At 69.5% G+C, this 15935-nt stretch carries 10 protein-coding genes, 1 tRNA gene and 1 pseudogene; all 12 read left to right on the forward strand.

Annotated features, from left to right (window positions below; all coding sequences use genetic code 11):
• Window positions 1-60: 60 nt before the first annotated feature.
• The 12 genes and pseudogenes from dnaA (at window position 61) to BUE48_RS00060 (ending at window position 15598) form a co-directional block, all read left to right on the forward strand.
• Window positions 61-2170, forward strand: a pseudogene (gene dnaA / locus BUE48_RS00005) (chromosomal replication initiator protein DnaA).
• 640 nt (window positions 2171-2810) lie between these two features.
• Window positions 2811-3938: a DNA polymerase III subunit beta gene (gene dnaN, locus BUE48_RS00010; RefSeq protein WP_012850395.1), complete on the forward strand. Its 1128-nt coding sequence runs from the start codon at window positions 2811-2813 to the stop codon at window positions 3936-3938.
• Window positions 3939-4131: 193 nt separating this feature from the next.
• Entirely contained in the window at window positions 4132-5139 is a 1008-nt protein-coding gene (gene gnd / locus BUE48_RS00015; RefSeq protein WP_502694586.1) for a phosphogluconate dehydrogenase (NAD(+)-dependent, decarboxylating), read from the forward strand.
• Window positions 5140-5258: 119 nt separating this feature from the next.
• The gene (gene recF, locus BUE48_RS00020) at window positions 5259-6398 is read left to right on the forward strand and encodes a DNA replication/repair protein RecF (protein WP_012850397.1); all 1140 of its coding nucleotides are present in this window, start codon (window positions 5259-5261) and stop codon (window positions 6396-6398) included.
• Window positions 6388-6927 carry a DciA family protein gene (locus BUE48_RS00025; RefSeq protein WP_012850398.1) on the forward strand — a complete coding sequence of 180 codons (540 nt, stop codon included), beginning with the start codon at window positions 6388-6390 and terminating at the stop codon, window positions 6925-6927. The genes recF and BUE48_RS00025 overlap by 11 nt, the downstream gene beginning before the upstream one ends.
• 362 nt (window positions 6928-7289) lie before the next feature.
• On the forward strand, window positions 7290-9239 hold the full coding sequence (gene gyrB / locus BUE48_RS00030; RefSeq protein ID WP_012850399.1) for a DNA topoisomerase (ATP-hydrolyzing) subunit B: 1950 nt from the start codon (window positions 7290-7292) through the stop codon (window positions 9237-9239).
• 75 nt (window positions 9240-9314) lie between these two features.
• Window positions 9315-11834, forward strand: a complete 2520-nt coding sequence (gene gyrA, locus BUE48_RS00035; protein ID WP_286988206.1) for a DNA gyrase subunit A — start codon at window positions 9315-9317, stop codon at window positions 11832-11834.
• Between the two features lie 70 nt (window positions 11835-11904).
• Window positions 11905-12642, forward strand: coding sequence for a DUF3566 domain-containing protein (locus BUE48_RS00040; RefSeq protein ID WP_012850401.1), 738 nt, complete (start codon window positions 11905-11907; stop codon window positions 12640-12642).
• Between the two features lie 107 nt (window positions 12643-12749).
• A tRNA-Ile gene (locus BUE48_RS00045) sits at window positions 12750-12823 on the forward strand.
• Between the two features lie 638 nt (window positions 12824-13461).
• Window positions 13462-13911 carry a helix-turn-helix transcriptional regulator gene (locus tag BUE48_RS00050; protein ID WP_041439105.1) on the forward strand — a complete coding sequence of 150 codons (450 nt, stop codon included), beginning with the start codon at window positions 13462-13464 and terminating at the stop codon, window positions 13909-13911.
• A gap of 5 nt (window positions 13912-13916) precedes the next feature.
• A complete protein-coding gene (locus BUE48_RS00055) occupies window positions 13917-14327 on the forward strand; it encodes a VOC family protein (RefSeq protein WP_012850403.1) in 411 nt (136 codons plus the stop codon).
• Window positions 14328-15358: 1031 nt separating this feature from the next.
• Window positions 15359-15598, forward strand: coding sequence for a hypothetical protein (locus tag BUE48_RS00060; RefSeq protein WP_012850404.1), 240 nt, complete (start codon window positions 15359-15361; stop codon window positions 15596-15598).
• Window positions 15599-15935: the final 337 nt, after the last annotated feature.

A 15935-nucleotide genomic window follows, 5' to 3' on the forward strand; every position in this document is an offset into this window, starting at 1 on the left:
CTGTGACCAGAGTCCTGTTTCGGGGCTCCGGCCGAGGAGACCTGGGGAGGGATGTGGCGTATGGAGGGTCGTGACCTCACCGCGGTGTGGGCCCGTACGCTCGCAGCCCTGTCGGAGGGGGACCTGCCGCCCAGCTATCGCGCCTGGCTGCCCTTGGTACGCCCATTGGCGCTGGTAGAGGGCACCGCACTGCTGGCCGCGCCGAACGAGTTCGCCAAGGACGCCCTGGAGACGCGGCTGCGCGGGCTCATCACTCAGGCGCTCTCGGCCGAACTCGGCAGGGAGATCCGGGTGGCGGTGACGGTGCAGCCCGAGCCGCCGTCCGACCCCGCGCCCGCCGACCGCGCGCAGCCCGCCCCGCCGGCCTACCGCGGCCAGTCGCACCCCGGAGTTATCCACAGCCCCGGGGGGGCCGGTGGATATCCCGAAGGCGGCTATGGCGGGCCCGTCGGCCAGGGGTATCCCCCGCCGCGCGACGGCGGCCACGACGACTCCGATCACGACGGCGTCCACCCGCCCGGACGTCACCGCGCCTACCAGCCCCACCCGGGCGACTATGAGGGACGCCACGCCGGCGGCCACGATCGCGACGGCGAGCCCGGACACCATCGAGGCCCCGAGGCCGCCCCCCACGGCGAGGAATCCCCGTGGAGGCCGGGGGTCCACATGCCTCCTCATCTGAGCGACCGGCCCGGCGGAGCGCTCCACTACGAGAACCGCTACGAAGAGGGCGCCGGACGCGCCGGGGAGAACTCGGCCGATCTGGGAACGCACCACGACCGTCAGGGCGCCGCTCCCCGGCCCGACGACCCGCACCGGCCGTTTGCGGACCGCCCGTTCGGCGAGGGCGCCGGCCGCCCCGGCGAGGGTCCCGGCCTGTTCCCGATCCCGGACGCGCGGCACTCGGCCGAGGGCATGCTCCCGGCCGACCCGGCGCCCCCCGGCCAGGGCCGGCACCGCTCCGACGAGCACGGGCACGGCGAGGCGGGACACCTGCCGCCCCCCGGCCAGGGTCCGCGGCCCTATGAGGGAACGTTCGCCGGCCCGTTCGGGCAGCCTCCCGCCGACGGTCCCCTGAATCAGGGGCGTCCCGCGGGCGGCCGGGCCGACCGTCCCGGCGACGGCGGGGAGCACGAGCAGCAGCCCTGGCAGCGGCGGCCGGCGGCCGAGCCCCGGCCCGGTTCCGAGCACGCCCGGCTGAACCCCAAGTACACCTTCGAGACGTTCGTCATCGGCTCGTCCAACCGGTTCGCCCACGCCGCCGCCGTGGCGGTCGCCGAGCAGCCCGCCAAGGCCTACAACCCGCTGTTCATCTACGGCGACTCCGGGCTGGGCAAGACGCACCTGCTGCACGCCATCGGCCACTACGCCCAGAGCCTGTTCAGCGGGGTGCGCGTCCGGTACGTCAGCTCCGAAGAGTTCACCAACGACTTCATCAACGCCATCCGGGACGGCAAGGCCGACCATTTCCGGCGCCGCTACCGGGACATCGACATCCTCCTGGTCGACGACATCCAGTTCCTGGAGGGCAAGGAGCAGACCCAGGAGGAGTTCTTCCACACCTTCAACACCCTCCACAACGCCAGCAAGCAGATCGTGATCTCCAGCGACCGGCCGCCCAAGGACCTGGTGACGCTGGAGGACCGGCTGCGCAACCGCTTCGAGTGGGGCCTGACCACCGACGTGCAGCCGCCGGAGCTGGAGACCCGGATCGCGATCCTGCAGAAGAAGGCCCGCCAGGAGGGGCTGGCGGTGCCGCAGGACGTGGTGGAGTTCATCGCCTCCCAGATCGCCACCAACATCCGCGAGCTGGAGGGCGCGTTGATCCGGGTCACCGCCTACGCCAGCCTCAACCGCCAGTCGGTGGACATGCGGGTGGCCGAGACGGTCCTCAAGGACCTGATCCCCGACGACAGCGGGCCCGAGATCACCGCCGCGATGATCATGGCGCAGACGGTGGAGTACTTCGGCACCACCATCGAGGACCTGTGCGGCCCCTCCCGGTCCCGGATGCTGGTGACCGCCCGGCAGATCGCCATGTACCTGTGCCGGGAGCTGACCGATGCACGCCGAGCGCAAGATCCGCGCGCTGATGGCCGAGCGCCGCGCCATCTACAACCAGGTCACCGAGCTGACCGGGCGCATCAAGAACCAGGCCCGCAAGCGCTGAGGACAACCGCCTGCGGGCGTCCACAGACGCCGCCGCGCGAGCCCCGTCCGTTGTGCCGGTTTTTGTCAGATCAGCGTGAAACTATCCACACAGGCTGGGGATAACTCTGTGGATCAGTGCCCGAAACCTGGGGAGAACCTGGGGACATCCTGGGGACGAGGTGTGCACGGCCGAGCCCGCCACCGCGTACCGTTGGGGACAACCTGGGGACAACCTGGGGATGAGTTGGGGATGGCCTGGGGACAACCCCGGCCCGAACCGCATTCGAAGCCGCGAAGACGCTCAAGAATCCGCATGATCACCGGCCGACGGTCCACAGTGGTGGATATCGCGCCGCGAGGCTGCGGACAACCGGTGGATAAGTGGGGGATAACGTGTGGACGAGGTGTGGGGATGATTCGGCCATCCCCAGGGCGCTCGCCTTCGTCCACCGCCCACCCACAGCCCCGGTGGATAACCAAACGCCCGGTGACCTGCGAAGACACCGGTTATCCCCAGTATCCACAGGCCCTATGACCAATACGGCTCTGTTTAAACAACGAAGGAAATCTCGACTCAACTCAGGGCCTGGGGACAACGCGCCCGACCCCGCTGCAAGTCGAGCCACCACGATCCGAACCCTGCAGGAAGGCGAGTCCCCGTGAAGTTCCGTATCGACCGAGACGCCCTCGCCGACGCCGTGGCCTGGACCGCCCGGTCGTTGCCGCAGCGCCCCCCGGTGCCGGTACTGGGCGGCATGCACCTGGAGGCGGGTGACCGGCTCAAGCTGTCGGCGTTCGACTACGAGGTGTCCGCTCAGGTCACCACCGACATCGACGCCGAGGAGCCGGGAACCGTGCTGGTGCCCGGGCGGCTGCTGGCCGACATCTCACGCGCCCTCCCTCCACACCCTGTGGAGGTGACCGCCGACGGCAGCAAGGTGATGCTGCGCTGCGGCAGCGCCAAGTTCACCCTCCCCACCATGCCGGTGGAGGACTACCCGTCGCTGCCGGAGATGCCCCCGGCCGCCGGGTCGGTGGGCAGCGACGAGTTCGCCGTCGCGGTCAACCAGGTGGCCATCGCCGCCGGCAAGGACGACACCATCCCCATGCTCACCGGCGTGCGCGTGGAGATCGACGGCGAGACCGTCACGCTGGCCTCCACCGACCGCTACCGGCTGGCCGTGCGGGAGCTGCAGTGGAAGCCGGAACGGCCGGACTTCTCCGCCGCCGCCCTGGTGCCCGCCCGCACCCTCGCCGACACCGCCAAGTCGCTGACCTCCGGCGCGGAGGTGGAGGTGGCGCTGGGCGGCGCCGGCAGCACCGGAGAGGGCATGATCGGTTTCTCCGGCGGCGGCCGCCGCACCACCACCCGGCTGCTGGACGGTGACTTCGTCAAGTACCGCTCGCTGCTGCCCACCGAATACGCCGGCATGGCCGAGGTGCAGACCGGCCCGTTCATCGAGGCGGTCAAGCGGGTGTCGCTGGTGGCCGAGCGCAACACCCCGGTGCGGCTGGCCTTCAGCCAGGGCGAGGTCGTCCTGGAGGCCGGCACCGGCGATGAGGCCCAGGCCGTGGAGGCGCTGGAGGCCACGCTGGAGGGCGAGGACATCAACATCGCCTTCAACCACGGCTTCCTGCTGGACGGGCTGTCGCAGATCGGTTCGGACGTGGCGCGGCTGTCGTTCACCACGCCCACCAAGCCCGCCGTGCTGACCGGCAAGCCGCCGGAGGAGGGCGCCACCCCCTCCTACCGCTACCTGATCATGCCGGTGCGGCTGTCGGGATGAGGCGGCCCGATCCGGGTAACCCGGATCCGGGGAGCACAGACGGCACGGCGGCAGGCCGTGTCACCGCCACAGGGAGCCGCCGCTCCCGTGACCTGGAGCTGGTCATGGGAGCGGCGCACCGGGGGCCTGCGGGGTCCGCCGCCGCGCACCAGGACCGGCCGGCGCGGCACGAAGGCACCCCCGGCCCGCCGGCATGCTTGGACGACGCGGGCCGCTGCGCACCGGGACGCATCCGGGGTGCCCGCCCGCCGATCGGCGCGTCGAAGGAAGGCTTGAGCCCATGCACATCGGGATGGTCGGACTGGGCCGTATGGGCGGGAACATGGCCGAGCGGCTGCGCCGCGGCGGCCACACGGTCGTCGGCTACGACCGTGACCCGTCCCTCAGCGACGTGAGCGGCCTTCAGGAGCTGGTGGAGCGGCTGCCCGCGCCCCGGGCGGTGTGGGTGATGCTGCCCGCCGGGGAACCGACCCGGCAGACCGTCCACAGCCTGGGGGAGCTCCTGGAGCCGGGGGACGTGGTCATCGACGGCGGCAACAGCCACTACCGGGACGATCAGGAGCACGGCGCACGGCTGGCCGCCAAGGGCATCGGCTTCATCGACTGCGGCGTCAGCGGCGGGGTGTGGGGGCTGGAGAACGGCTATGCCCTCATGGTCGGCGGCGAAGAAGAGCACGTGAGGCGGCTGATGCCGATCTTCGAAACCCTCAAGCCGGCCGGCGAGTACGGCTTCGTGCACGCCGGGAAGGTCGGGGCGGGCCACTTCGTGAAGATGGTCCACAACGGCATCGAGTACGGGATGATGCAGGCCTTCGCCGAGGGCTATGAGCTGATCGCCGCCAGCGGGCTGGTCAAGGACGTCCCGGAGACCTTCCGCAGCTGGAAGGAGGGCACGGTCATCCGCTCCTGGCTGCTGGACCTGCTGGTGCGCGCCCTGGAGGACGACCCCGGCCTGGAGGGCATCCGCGGCTACGCCCAGGACTCCGGCGAGGGCCGCTGGACGGTCCAGGCGGCCGTGGACCACGCGGTGCCGCTGCCGGTGATCACCGCCGCGCTGTACGCCCGGTTCGCCTCCCGGCAGGACGACTCGCCGGCGATGCGGGTGGTGGCGGCGCTGCGCAACCAGTTCGGCGGCCACGCGGTCGAGTCCGCCAAGGGCGCCGACTCCCCCGGCGCCGACGTCGCTCCCCCCGCCGTCTGATCTCCGGGGCCATATGCCCGCACATCCACCTCCTGTGGATGACCGCCCGGCCCGCCCGTCTTTTTCCACAGCCTGTGGACGGACTGCGACAGTCATACCTCTGCCCTACCCTCGTGTCCGTGCACGTGGCCCACCTGTCGCTCCAGGACTTCCGCTCTTACGCGACCGCGGAGATCGCGTTGGAGCCCGGGGTGAGCGTGTTCGTGGGCCCCAACGGGCAGGGCAAGACCAACCTGATGGAGGCGATCGGCTACGTCGCCGCGCACTCCAGTCACCGGGTGGCCACCGACGCCCCTCTCATCCGGCAGGGTGCGCCGCGGGCCATCGTCCGGGCCGGGGTGGTGCGCGACGACCGCAAGGCCCTGATCGAACTGGAGATCAACCCCGGCAGATCCAACCGGGCCAGGCTGAACCGCGCCCCCGTCCCCAGGCCGCGCGAGATCCTGGGGATGCTGCGCACCGTCCTGTTCGCCCCCGAAGACCTGGCGCTGGTCAAAGGCGACCCGGGGGAGCGGCGCCGCTTCCTGGACGAGCTGCTGACCGCGCGGGCCCCGCGCCTGGCCGGGGTCCGCGCCGACTACGACCGCGTCCTGCGGCAGCGCAACGCCCTGCTGAAGTCCGCCGCCGCGCACCGGCGTCCCCCCGGCCCGGAGATGCTGGCCACGCTGGAGGTGTGGGACTCCCACCTGGCCCGCGTCGGCGCCGAACTGCTGGCCGCCCGCCTCAAGCTGGTGGCCGACCTGAGTCCGCTGGCGGCCAAGGCGTACGCCGCGCTGGCCCCCGGCGGCGGCATCGCCTCGCTGGCCTACCGCAGCTCCCTGGGCGAACGGCTGCCCGAGGACCGGATGCCCGTCCCCCGGCAGACGCTGGCCCCCCTGATCGAAGAGGCGCTGCGCGAGGTCCGCCGGCAAGAGCTGGAACGCGGGGTCAGCCTGGTCGGCCCGCACCGCGATGAGCTGGTCCTGCAGCTGGGCGGGATGCCGGCCCGCGGGTTCGCCAGCCACGGGGAGTCCTGGTCGCTGGCCCTGGCGCTGCGGCTGGCCGCCTTCGAGCTGCTGCGGGCCGACGGCGACGACCCCGTGCTGATCCTGGACGACGTGTTCGCCGAACTGGACACCGGCCGACGCCGCCGGCTGGCGGAACTGGTGGCCCCGGCCGAGCAGGTGCTCATCACCGCCGCGGTGCCCGCCGACGTCCCCGCCGAGCTGCGCGGCGCCTCCTTCACCGTGGAGAACGGAGCGGTGACCCGTGACCTCTGAGCCGAACAAGGATCCACACCCGGCGGACGACCCCGCCGAGCCCGCCCCGCCGGCGCCGGCCTCCGGCAAGTCGGGCATCGAACTGGCCCGGGAGGCCCTCGCGCAGGCCCGGGCCGACGCGCTCAAGCGCGGCACGACGCCCGGCCGGGGGCGGCGCAAGAACGTGCCGCGGCCCAGGCCGGTGCGCGAGGTCGGCCGCGGCGGCGACCCCAAGCCGTTCGGCGCGGCGATCCGCGAGCTGCTGGCCGCCCGCGGCTGGGAGCAGCGGGCCGCGGTCGGCGGGGTGTTCGGCAACTGGCCGCGCATCGTCGGCCCCGAGCTGGCCCGGCACACCAAGCCGGAGCGGTTCGACGACGGGGAGCTGACGATCGTCGCCGACTCCAACGCCTGGGCCCAGCAGGTCCGGCTGCTGTCGGCGCAACTGGTCCGGCGGCTGAACGAGGAGCTGGGGCACGGCACGGTGCGCCGGGTCAAGGTCCTCGGCCCCGCCTCCGGGCCCCGGCGCCCCGGAGCCTGGCGGGTGCGGTGAATCCCGGTCACGGGCGGTTCGCGGAGGGCGTACCCGGAGTGAACATCCGTTCGCATCGATTACCGGCGAGTTTCGCTGCCAGCGCTTCATAGCCCCAACAAGCCCCCCTGGTGCATGGGGGGATTCACCTGGAGGCCTGATCGACCGTCAAACGCGCTCCTAGCGCCCAGGAGTGGCCCTTTTTGGCAGATGACCCGGTAGAATGAGCACGGGTTCAGGATGCTGCGCCGCCACGGGTCGTCTGAGTCTGTGTAGGGAACCAACGGACGCCCCCTAAGTGTGTTACGGGGCACACCGCAACGCCTTGCTCGCACTCCCCGGGCGTGGCACGGCGGCGAACATCCCCGGCAGGAGGATCTCCTTTGGCGTACGACGCTAGTTCCATCACTGTCCTTGAAGGCCTGGAGGCGGTGCGCAAACGCCCGGGCATGTACATCGGCTCCACCGGCGAACGCGGGCTGCACCACCTGGTCTACGAGATAGTCGACAACTCCGTCGACGAGGCGCTGGCGGGCTACGCCGACACCATCGAGGTGACGCTGCTGGCCGACGGCGGCGTCCGGGTCGCAGACAACGGCCGTGGCATCCCCGTGGACGAGCATCCGGTGGAAAAGCGCCCGGCGATCGAGGTGGTGCTCACCACGCTGCACGCCGGCGGCAAGTTCGACGGCAAGTCCTACGCGGTCTCCGGCGGTCTGCACGGCGTCGGCTCCTCCGTCGTCAACGCCCTGTCGACCAGGCTGGACGCCGAAGTCCGGCAAAAGGGATACGTCTGGCGGCAGTCCTACACCTGGCGCGGCCCCATCGCCCCGCTGGCCAAGGGCGAACCCACCGACGAGACCGGAACCACCATCACCTTCTGGCCGGATCCGGAGATCTTCGAGACCGTCGAGTGGAACTTCGAGACGCTCTCGCGGCGGCTGCAGGAGATGGCCTTCCTCAACCGGGGCCTGTCCATCACGCTGACCGACGAGCGCCCCGGGCACCTGGGCGGCGAGGACGGCACCGAGCCCCGCCGGGTGGTCTACTGCTACGAGGGCGGCATCTCCGACTTCGTCCGCTACCTCAACGCCAAGAAGGACGCCGTCCACCCCGACGTGATCTCCTTCGAGGAGCACACCGAGGGCATGTCGGTGGAGGTGGCGATGCAGTGGAGCGGCTCCTACACCGAGTCGGTCCACACCTTCGCCAACACCATCAACACCGCCGAGGGCGGCACCCACGAAGAGGGCTTCCGCTCGGCGCTGACCAGCGTGGTCAACCGCTACGCCCGCGACAAGGGCCTGCTGCGGGAAAAGGACGACAACCTCACCGGCGAGGACGTCCGCGAGGGCCTCACCGCGATCATCTCCATCAAGCTCACCAACCCCCAGTTCGAGGGCCAGACCAAGACCAAGCTCGGCAACACCGAGGCCCGCTCGTTCGTCCAAAAGACCGTCCACGAGCACCTGAAGGACTGGTTCGACCGCGAGCCCGGCCAGGCCAAAGAGATCATCAACAAGGCCAGCCAGGCCGCCCGGGCCCGCATCGCCGCCCGCCAGGCCCGCGACCTGACCCGCCGCAAGAGCCTGCTGGAGTCCACCTCACTGCCGGGCAAGCTGGCCGACTGCCAGTCCACCGACCCGGCCAAGTGCGAGCTGTACATCGTGGAGGGCGACTCGGCCGGCGGCTCGGCCAAGGGCGGACGCAACCCCCACTTCCAGGCGATCCTGCCGATCCGCGGCAAGATCCTCAACGTCGAGAAGGCCCGGATCGACAAGATCCTCAAGAACGCCGAGGTTCAGGCGATCATCACCGCGCTCGGCACCGGGGTGCACGATGAGTTCGACATCAGCAAGCTCCGCTACCACAAGATCATCCTGATGTCGGACGCCGACATCGACGGCCACCACATCAACACCCTGCTGCTGACGCTGCTGTTCCGCTTCATGCGGCCGCTGATCGAGGCCGGGCACGTCTACCTGTCCCAGCCCCCGCTCTACAAGATCAAGTGGGATCAGCGCGGCCAGGACGCCGAGTACGCCTACTCCGACGCCGAACGCGACGCCATCATCGAGGCCGGCATCGCCGCCGGCAAACGCGACCCCCGTCCCCGCGACGGCGTGCAGCGCTTCAAGGGACTGGGCGAGATGAACGCCCAAGAGCTGTGGGACACCACCATGGACCCCAGCCGCCGGGTGCTGCTGCAGGTCACGCTGGACGACGCCGCCCAGGCCGACGAGCTGTTCAGCGTCCTGATGGGCGAGGACGTCGAACCCCGCCGCGAGTTCATCCAGCGCAACGCCAAGGACGTGCGCTTCCTCGACATCTAGCGCCCCGGTCCCGCCGCCCGCGCGCGGGCGGACGCCGGCCGTGGACGTCCACTACGTAGAAGAGGTCTTGAAGCAGTGACGGAAGTGACCACCGGGGGCAGCGGACCGGGCGAGCGCATCGAACCGGTCGACATCCAGGTCGAGCTGCAACGCAGCTACCTCGACTACGCGATGTCCGTGATCGTCGCCCGGGCGTTGCCCGAGGTGCGCGACGGACTCAAACCCGTGCACCGCCGCGTGCTGTACGCCATGTACGACGGCGGCTACCGCCCCGACCGCGGCTACTTCAAGTGCGCCCGCGTCGTCGGCGACGTCATGGGGAATTACCACCCCCACGGCGACAGCGCCATCTACGACACGCTGGTCCGCCTCGCCCAGCCGTGGGCCATGCGGTACCCCCTGGTCGATGGCAACGGCAACTTCGGCTCCCGCGGCAACGACCCGGCCGCGGCCATGCGGTACACCGAGTGCCGCCTGGCCCCGCTGGCCATGGAGATGCTGCGGGACATCGACAAGGAGACCGTCGACTTCTCCCCCAACTACGACGGCCGCTCCACCGAGCCGGACGTGCTGCCGGCCCGCTTCCCCAACCTGCTGGTCAACGGCTCGGCCGGCATCGCCGTCGGGATGGCCACCAACATCCCCCCGCACAACCTGCGGGAGGTCGCCGAGGGCGTCTTCTGGTACCTGGACAACTACCACGTCTCCGACGAAGAGCTGTTGGACGCCCTGATCGAACGGATCAAGGGCCCCGACTTCCCCACCGCCGCCCTCATCGTCGGCCGCAAGGGCATCGAGGACGCCTACCGCACCGGCCGCGGCTCCATCACCATGCGCGCGGTCGTGGAGATCGAGGAGATCCAGGGCCGCACCTGCCTGGTCGTCACCGAACTGCCCTACCAGGTCAACCCCGACAACCTCGCGCTGAAGATCGCCGAGCTGGTCAAGGAAGGCAAGCTGGAGGGCATCGCCGACGTCCGCGACGAGACCTCCGGCCGCACCGGCCAGCGCCTGGTGATCGTCCTGAAGAAGGACGCCATCGCCAAGGTCGTCCTCAACAACCTCTACAAGCACACCCAGCTGCAGGAGACCTTCGGCGCCAACATGCTGGCCCTGGTCGACGGGGTGCCCCGCACCCTGCGGCTGGACCAGTTCATCCGCTACTGGGTCGACCACCAGATCGACGTCATCGTCCGGCGCACCCGCTTCCTGCTGCGCAAGGCCGAAGAACGCGCCCACATCCTGCGCGCCCTGCTGCGCGCCCTGGACCGCATCGAAGAGGTCATCGCGCTGATCCGCGGCTCGGAATCGGCCCAGGCCGCCCAAGAGGGCCTGATGGCGCTGCTGCAGATCGACGAGGTCCAGGCCCAGGCCATCTTGGACATGCAGCTGCGCAAGCTGGCCGCCCTGGAACGGCAGGCCATCACCGACGAGTACGAGCGGCTGATGGCCGAGATCGCCGACTTCAACGAGATCCTGGCCTCCCCGGAGCGGCAGCGGCGCATCGTCCGCGAAGAGCTGGAACCGATCGTCGAACGCTACGGCGACGAGCGGCGCACCCAGATCGTCCCCTTCGACGGCGACGTCTCTTATGAGGACCTCATCCCCGAAGAGGACATCGTCGTCACCATCACCCGCGGCGGCTACGCCAAGCGCACCCGCGTGGACGCCTACCGGGAGCAAAAGCGCGGCGGCAAGGGCGTCCGCGGCGCCCAGCTCAAACAGGACGACATCGTCGAGCACTTCTTCGTCACCACCACCCACCACTGGCTGCTGTTCTTCACCAACAAGGGGCGGGTGTACCGGGCCAAGGCCTATGAGCTGCCCGAGGGCGGCCGCGACAGCCGCGGCCAGCACGTGGCCAACATGCTCGCCTTCCAGCCCGAAGAGCACATCGCCGAGGTGCTCGACCTGCGCGACTACGACGTCGCCCCCTACCTGGTGCTCGCCACCAGGCAGGGCAAGGTTAAAAAGACCGCGCTGAAGGACTTCGACTCCCCCCGCACCGGCGGCATCATCGCCATCAACCTCGCCGAGGGCGACGAGGTGATCGCCGCCCGCCTGGTCTTCCCCACCGACGACCTGCTGCTGGTCGGCACCAACGCCCAGGCCATCCGCTTCCACGCCGACGACGAGCAGCTGCGCCCCATGGGCCGGGCCACCAGCGGCGTGATCGGCATGCGCTTCGACACCGGCCACCTGCTGGACATGCACGTCATCCGCGACGGCGACGAGGACGTGCTGGTGGCCACCGAAGGCGGATACGCCAAGCGCACCCCCGTGGAGCAATACCCTGTCCAAGGCCGGGGCGGCAAAGGCGTGCTGACCGCTAAGATCGTGCAAGCCCGCGGCAAGCTGGTCGGCGCGCTCATGGTCCGCCCCGAAGACGGCGTGTTCGCCATGACCTCGAACGGGGGAGTGATCCGGACGAACGCCGGTGAGATCAAGCGGTCGGGCCGTCAGACCATGGGGGTCCGGCTGATGAATCTCGCGGAGGGGGACAGCGTCGTCGCCATCGCGAGGAACGTAGAGTCGTCCATGGAAGAGGAGCCCGAGGCGGGCGACCCGCAGACGGCAGAGGGAAAGCCGCAGTGACTGATGCGACCGGCCGGGCGTCGCAGCAGCGACCGGCGAGCGTGAACGCGCCGGGCCGCGAGGAGGACGAGTGAGCACTCAACCCAACCAGAGCACCAACCGTCCCTCGGAGACCGATCCCGGCGCCAACGGCAGCGCTCCCGACCTGAACAAGCCGGACCGCCCCGGCGACGGCGGCGTCCACGACCTGACCCGTCCGGAGGGCATCGCCCCGGTCAGCGACCCGATCCCCTCCAAAGACCCGTCGTGGTCGCCATCCGCCTCCCAGAGCGGCTCCTCCTCGCTGCCGGCCCTGCCCGCCGCCGGCGCCTCCGGGGGCCAGCAGCGGCCCCCGGGCGGCCCTCAGGGCGCCCCGACCATGGCCCCGCCCGCCCCGCCCGGCTCCGCCCAGTCCAAGCGCGCGGTGGCCCGGCTGGGCGGCTCCGGCGGCCGGACCCCGCGCCGCGCCCAGCTCCAGCTCGCCCGGCTGGAGCCGTGGTCGGTCATGAAGTTCAGCTTCGTGATGTCCCTGGTCGCCTTCATCGTCCTGCTGGTGGCCGTCACCGTCCTGTACGTGATCCTCTCCGGCCTGGGCGTCTTCGACGCCATCAGCGAGACCGTCAACGACCTCACCCGCGACCAGAGCTCCTCCGGCGGCGTGGACGCCGCCAACTGGTTCGGCTTCGGCCGCATCTTCGGCTACACCGTCCTGGTCGGCGCCCTCAACGTCCTGCTCATCACCGCCCTGTCCACCGTCGGCTCGGTCATCTACAACCTGGCCGCCGACCTGGTGGGCGGCATCGAGGTCACCCTCAAGGAGGCCGAGTGACCCCACTCCGGCACCGCGCGGGCGGGCAGCCGGCAATCTGATTTCAGGTTGCCCCCTGACATGCGGTACTCTCCTCTACGGCAACCGCCGAACAGGCGGACCGCCCCGGGCCTATAGCTCAGTCGGTTAGAGCGCATCCCTGATAAGGATGAGGTCGGTGGTTCAAGTCCACCTAGGCCCACKTCGARRMACTTSKTSAGAGGCCRGYTCCRATCATGACGGACCCGGCCTCGAGATCTTTTCGTCCCCTCATGGCACTGGTGCTCTGCGGACACTGGGACGCCTGGAAGGGCTGTCCCATCAGCTTGGGGGTTGAGGAGACACGACGGCCGGCACCGACGGAGCTCCAGAAGCCGAACCGCTCATGAAGGCCCGATGCCTTCATCCGTCTTCGCCGATCGACTTCCAGCTCGATGAGTGTTGACCCCGCATACGGCGGGGATGGCCCCGATTGCTTCGCAGTCTGCGTCACCACGATGATGTCGGCCCTGCATGTGCGGGGATGGTCCGTAGAGCAAGGGAGCCCGTGCTGCTGCCTGTCGTGGGAGGAACCGATGGGGACGCATGACGGCAGGTGTCGGCTCCCTTCGGAAGAGCGATCCGGAGCGTTGATTCGCAAGCACGGCCGCAACGCCTTCCCCGGCCGCTGAGGATGGCGGAGTCGGTGGAAACACTGGTGTCTCGAGCCGGGTGAACACCTCGATCGGCGGGKTCCGCCGACTGGGTGGGACCGTATGCCGGCGTATTCGGACGGCATGTGACGGTGGAGCAACSGSATGGRCWSBRWGGAATGTCGGTGCCGGTTGGCACGATGCTGGTGTGAGCGGTAGCCCCATCTCAGAGCAGCGGTTGAAGGACCTGGCGCGGTTGCGGCGGGTGCGTGATCGGATCGATCGGGAGTAYGCRCAGCCGYTGAACGTTGAGGCGCTGGCTCGGGAYGTGCACATGTCGGCCGGGCATCTCAGCCGGGAGTTTCGGCGKGCCTATGGGGAGTCGCCGTACTCCTATCTGATGACGCGGCGCATCGAGCGGGCCATGGCGCTGTTGCGGCGTGGGGATATGAGCGTCACCGAGGTCTGCTTTGCGGTCGGGTGCTCGTCGTTGGGGACGTTCAGCACTCGTTTCACCGAGCTGGTGGGGGTGCCGCCGAGTGTCTACCGGCGGATGGCGGCGGACGCCACCAAGGGGATGCCTTCCTGCGTGGCCAAGCAGGTGACCAGACCGGTCAGAAATCGAGAAGCGCGGGTTTTGGTGCCGCATCTAGCGTGAAGGACATGGACATCACCATTCAGCAGACCTTCCTGCCGCACAGCGATCCGGACGCCTCCCTGGCCTTTTACCGGGACGTTCTGGGGTTCGAGGTCCGTAACGACGTCGGTTACGGCGGCATGCGCTGGATCACCGTGGGGCCGCCCTCGCAGCCCGACGTCTCCATYGTCCTGTACCCGCCGAACGCCGATCCCGGCATCACCGAGGACGAGCGCCGCACCATCGCCGAGATGATGGCCAAGGGCACCTACGGCCACATCATCCTGTCCACCAAGGACCTGGACGGCACYTTCGAGCGGGTGCAGGCCCGCGGCGCCGAGGTCGTCCAGGAACCGACCGAGCAGCCGTAYGGRGTGCGCGACTGCGCCTTCCGSGACCCGGCRGGCAACCTSATCCGCATCAACGAGCGCCGCTGAGTCGTCTGCCGGCCGCGGTGGATGGCACTGCGCGGAGGCCGGTACTCGGGGCCAGGTGTGGGCGGCCCCCGCCCGGTGTCGTCGTGGAGGTKAGCGGGGGCTCGTCCACGGCGGGAGTCCGGGCGGTCGGCCGCCCACCGGCCGACTGGGATGCTGCGGGGCTTGAGGGAACGGCAAGTGTCATGTCTGCTGGGGGCGGCGTGAACCTGCAGGTCAGGTATTGAAATGGCCACCGGTACTTACCCTGTCGAATCGGTGGTCCGGGTGTGCCGCAGATTCCCGGAAAATCCGGTGAAGATCACACTATGCTCTCCGGGTTGTACGACAATCGGTTAAAAGTGGACTGAGTGAATATCAAGGCCCACGGGAGCGTCATCGGTATCACGGCCGCCGTTTCGGCTCTTTCGGTCGCTGTGCCGGCCCATGCCGCTCCCGGCTGGCGTGTCATCGCCACGCCGGGCAAGAACTCTGGGCTATACGACGTGGCGCCATCAGCGCCAAGAACGCCTGGGCGGTCGGCTATCAGTCCGGTGATGGTCAGACCCTGCCCGTCGTGCGCCGCTGAAACGGCAAGAAGTGGGCGGTCTTCACTGCCGACATATCCAAGTCGTCCTGGCCGCACGCGCCGACGCTGCTAGCGGTCAGCGCCCGGGATGTTTGGTCGTTCGCCCGTACCGGTCCAGAGAAGTTCAACCCCGACGTGCGGCACTACAACGGCCGCAAGTGGCGCAAGGTCAAGGCCCCGGGGCCCATCGTCCAGGCCAGCGCCGTCTCCAGCAAGCAAGTCTGGGCGGTCGGCTGGGTCAGGGGCGCTGCTCAGCCCATCCCCACGGTGATGCGCTGGGACGGCAAGAAGTGGAAGAAGCAGGCCCAGCCCTTGGGCACCCGCACTAGCGGCACCGTGGCCGGGGATGTGCTGGCGTTCAGCAGCAAGAACGTGTGGGTGGCCGGGGTTTCCAACAGCGGGGCGTGGCCTGCTGCTGCGCTGGAACGGCAAGAAGTGGACCAAGAGGACCGCTCCGGTCAAGGGCGTGCTGTCCGACCTGGTCTACGACGGCAAGGGTGGCCTGTGGATGCGGGCCGGGCAGAAGCTCCTGCACTACAAGTCCGGCAAGTGGAAGACCGTCTCCCTTCCGAGAAAGGATGGTTTGCGGCCGGAGATCAACGCGCTGGCCCATATTCCGAAGACCACTTCCGTCTGGGCGGTCGGCGCCCTTGCGGACGAGAGGGAGGTCTACCAGAGCAGCGTCATCCTCAAGTACGGCAAGTAGCTACGGCCGATAGTCCCTTTCGACGCATGACCTTGAAGGGGTGGAGACGGGAGCCTCGTCGTTGCAGGTCCTAGGCTGCGCCTTTGACAGGGGTGCACCCATCCCGGCTTACGGGAGCAGCGTGCTGAAAAGGTTCACCGGGGTTCTCTGATTCGTCCTCTGGAAGTCGTGAATGCTTTGGGGTACCGGGCGGTGTTCGAGGCAGGAACTAACGCGGCGTCGGCGTTGCGAACCCCCTGAAGGGTGATGAGGACTCACTGGGCCCGTCAAGCATGGGCCGAAGCTACCCGGTTGCGATCCCTCTGAGGGGTGATGAGGACCCGATCTTCTCCCGGCG

Source organism: Thermomonospora sp. CIF 1 (genome assembly GCF_001896795.1).
GTDB classification, from domain to species: Bacteria; Actinomycetota; Actinomycetes; order Streptosporangiales; family Streptosporangiaceae; genus Thermomonospora; species Thermomonospora curvata.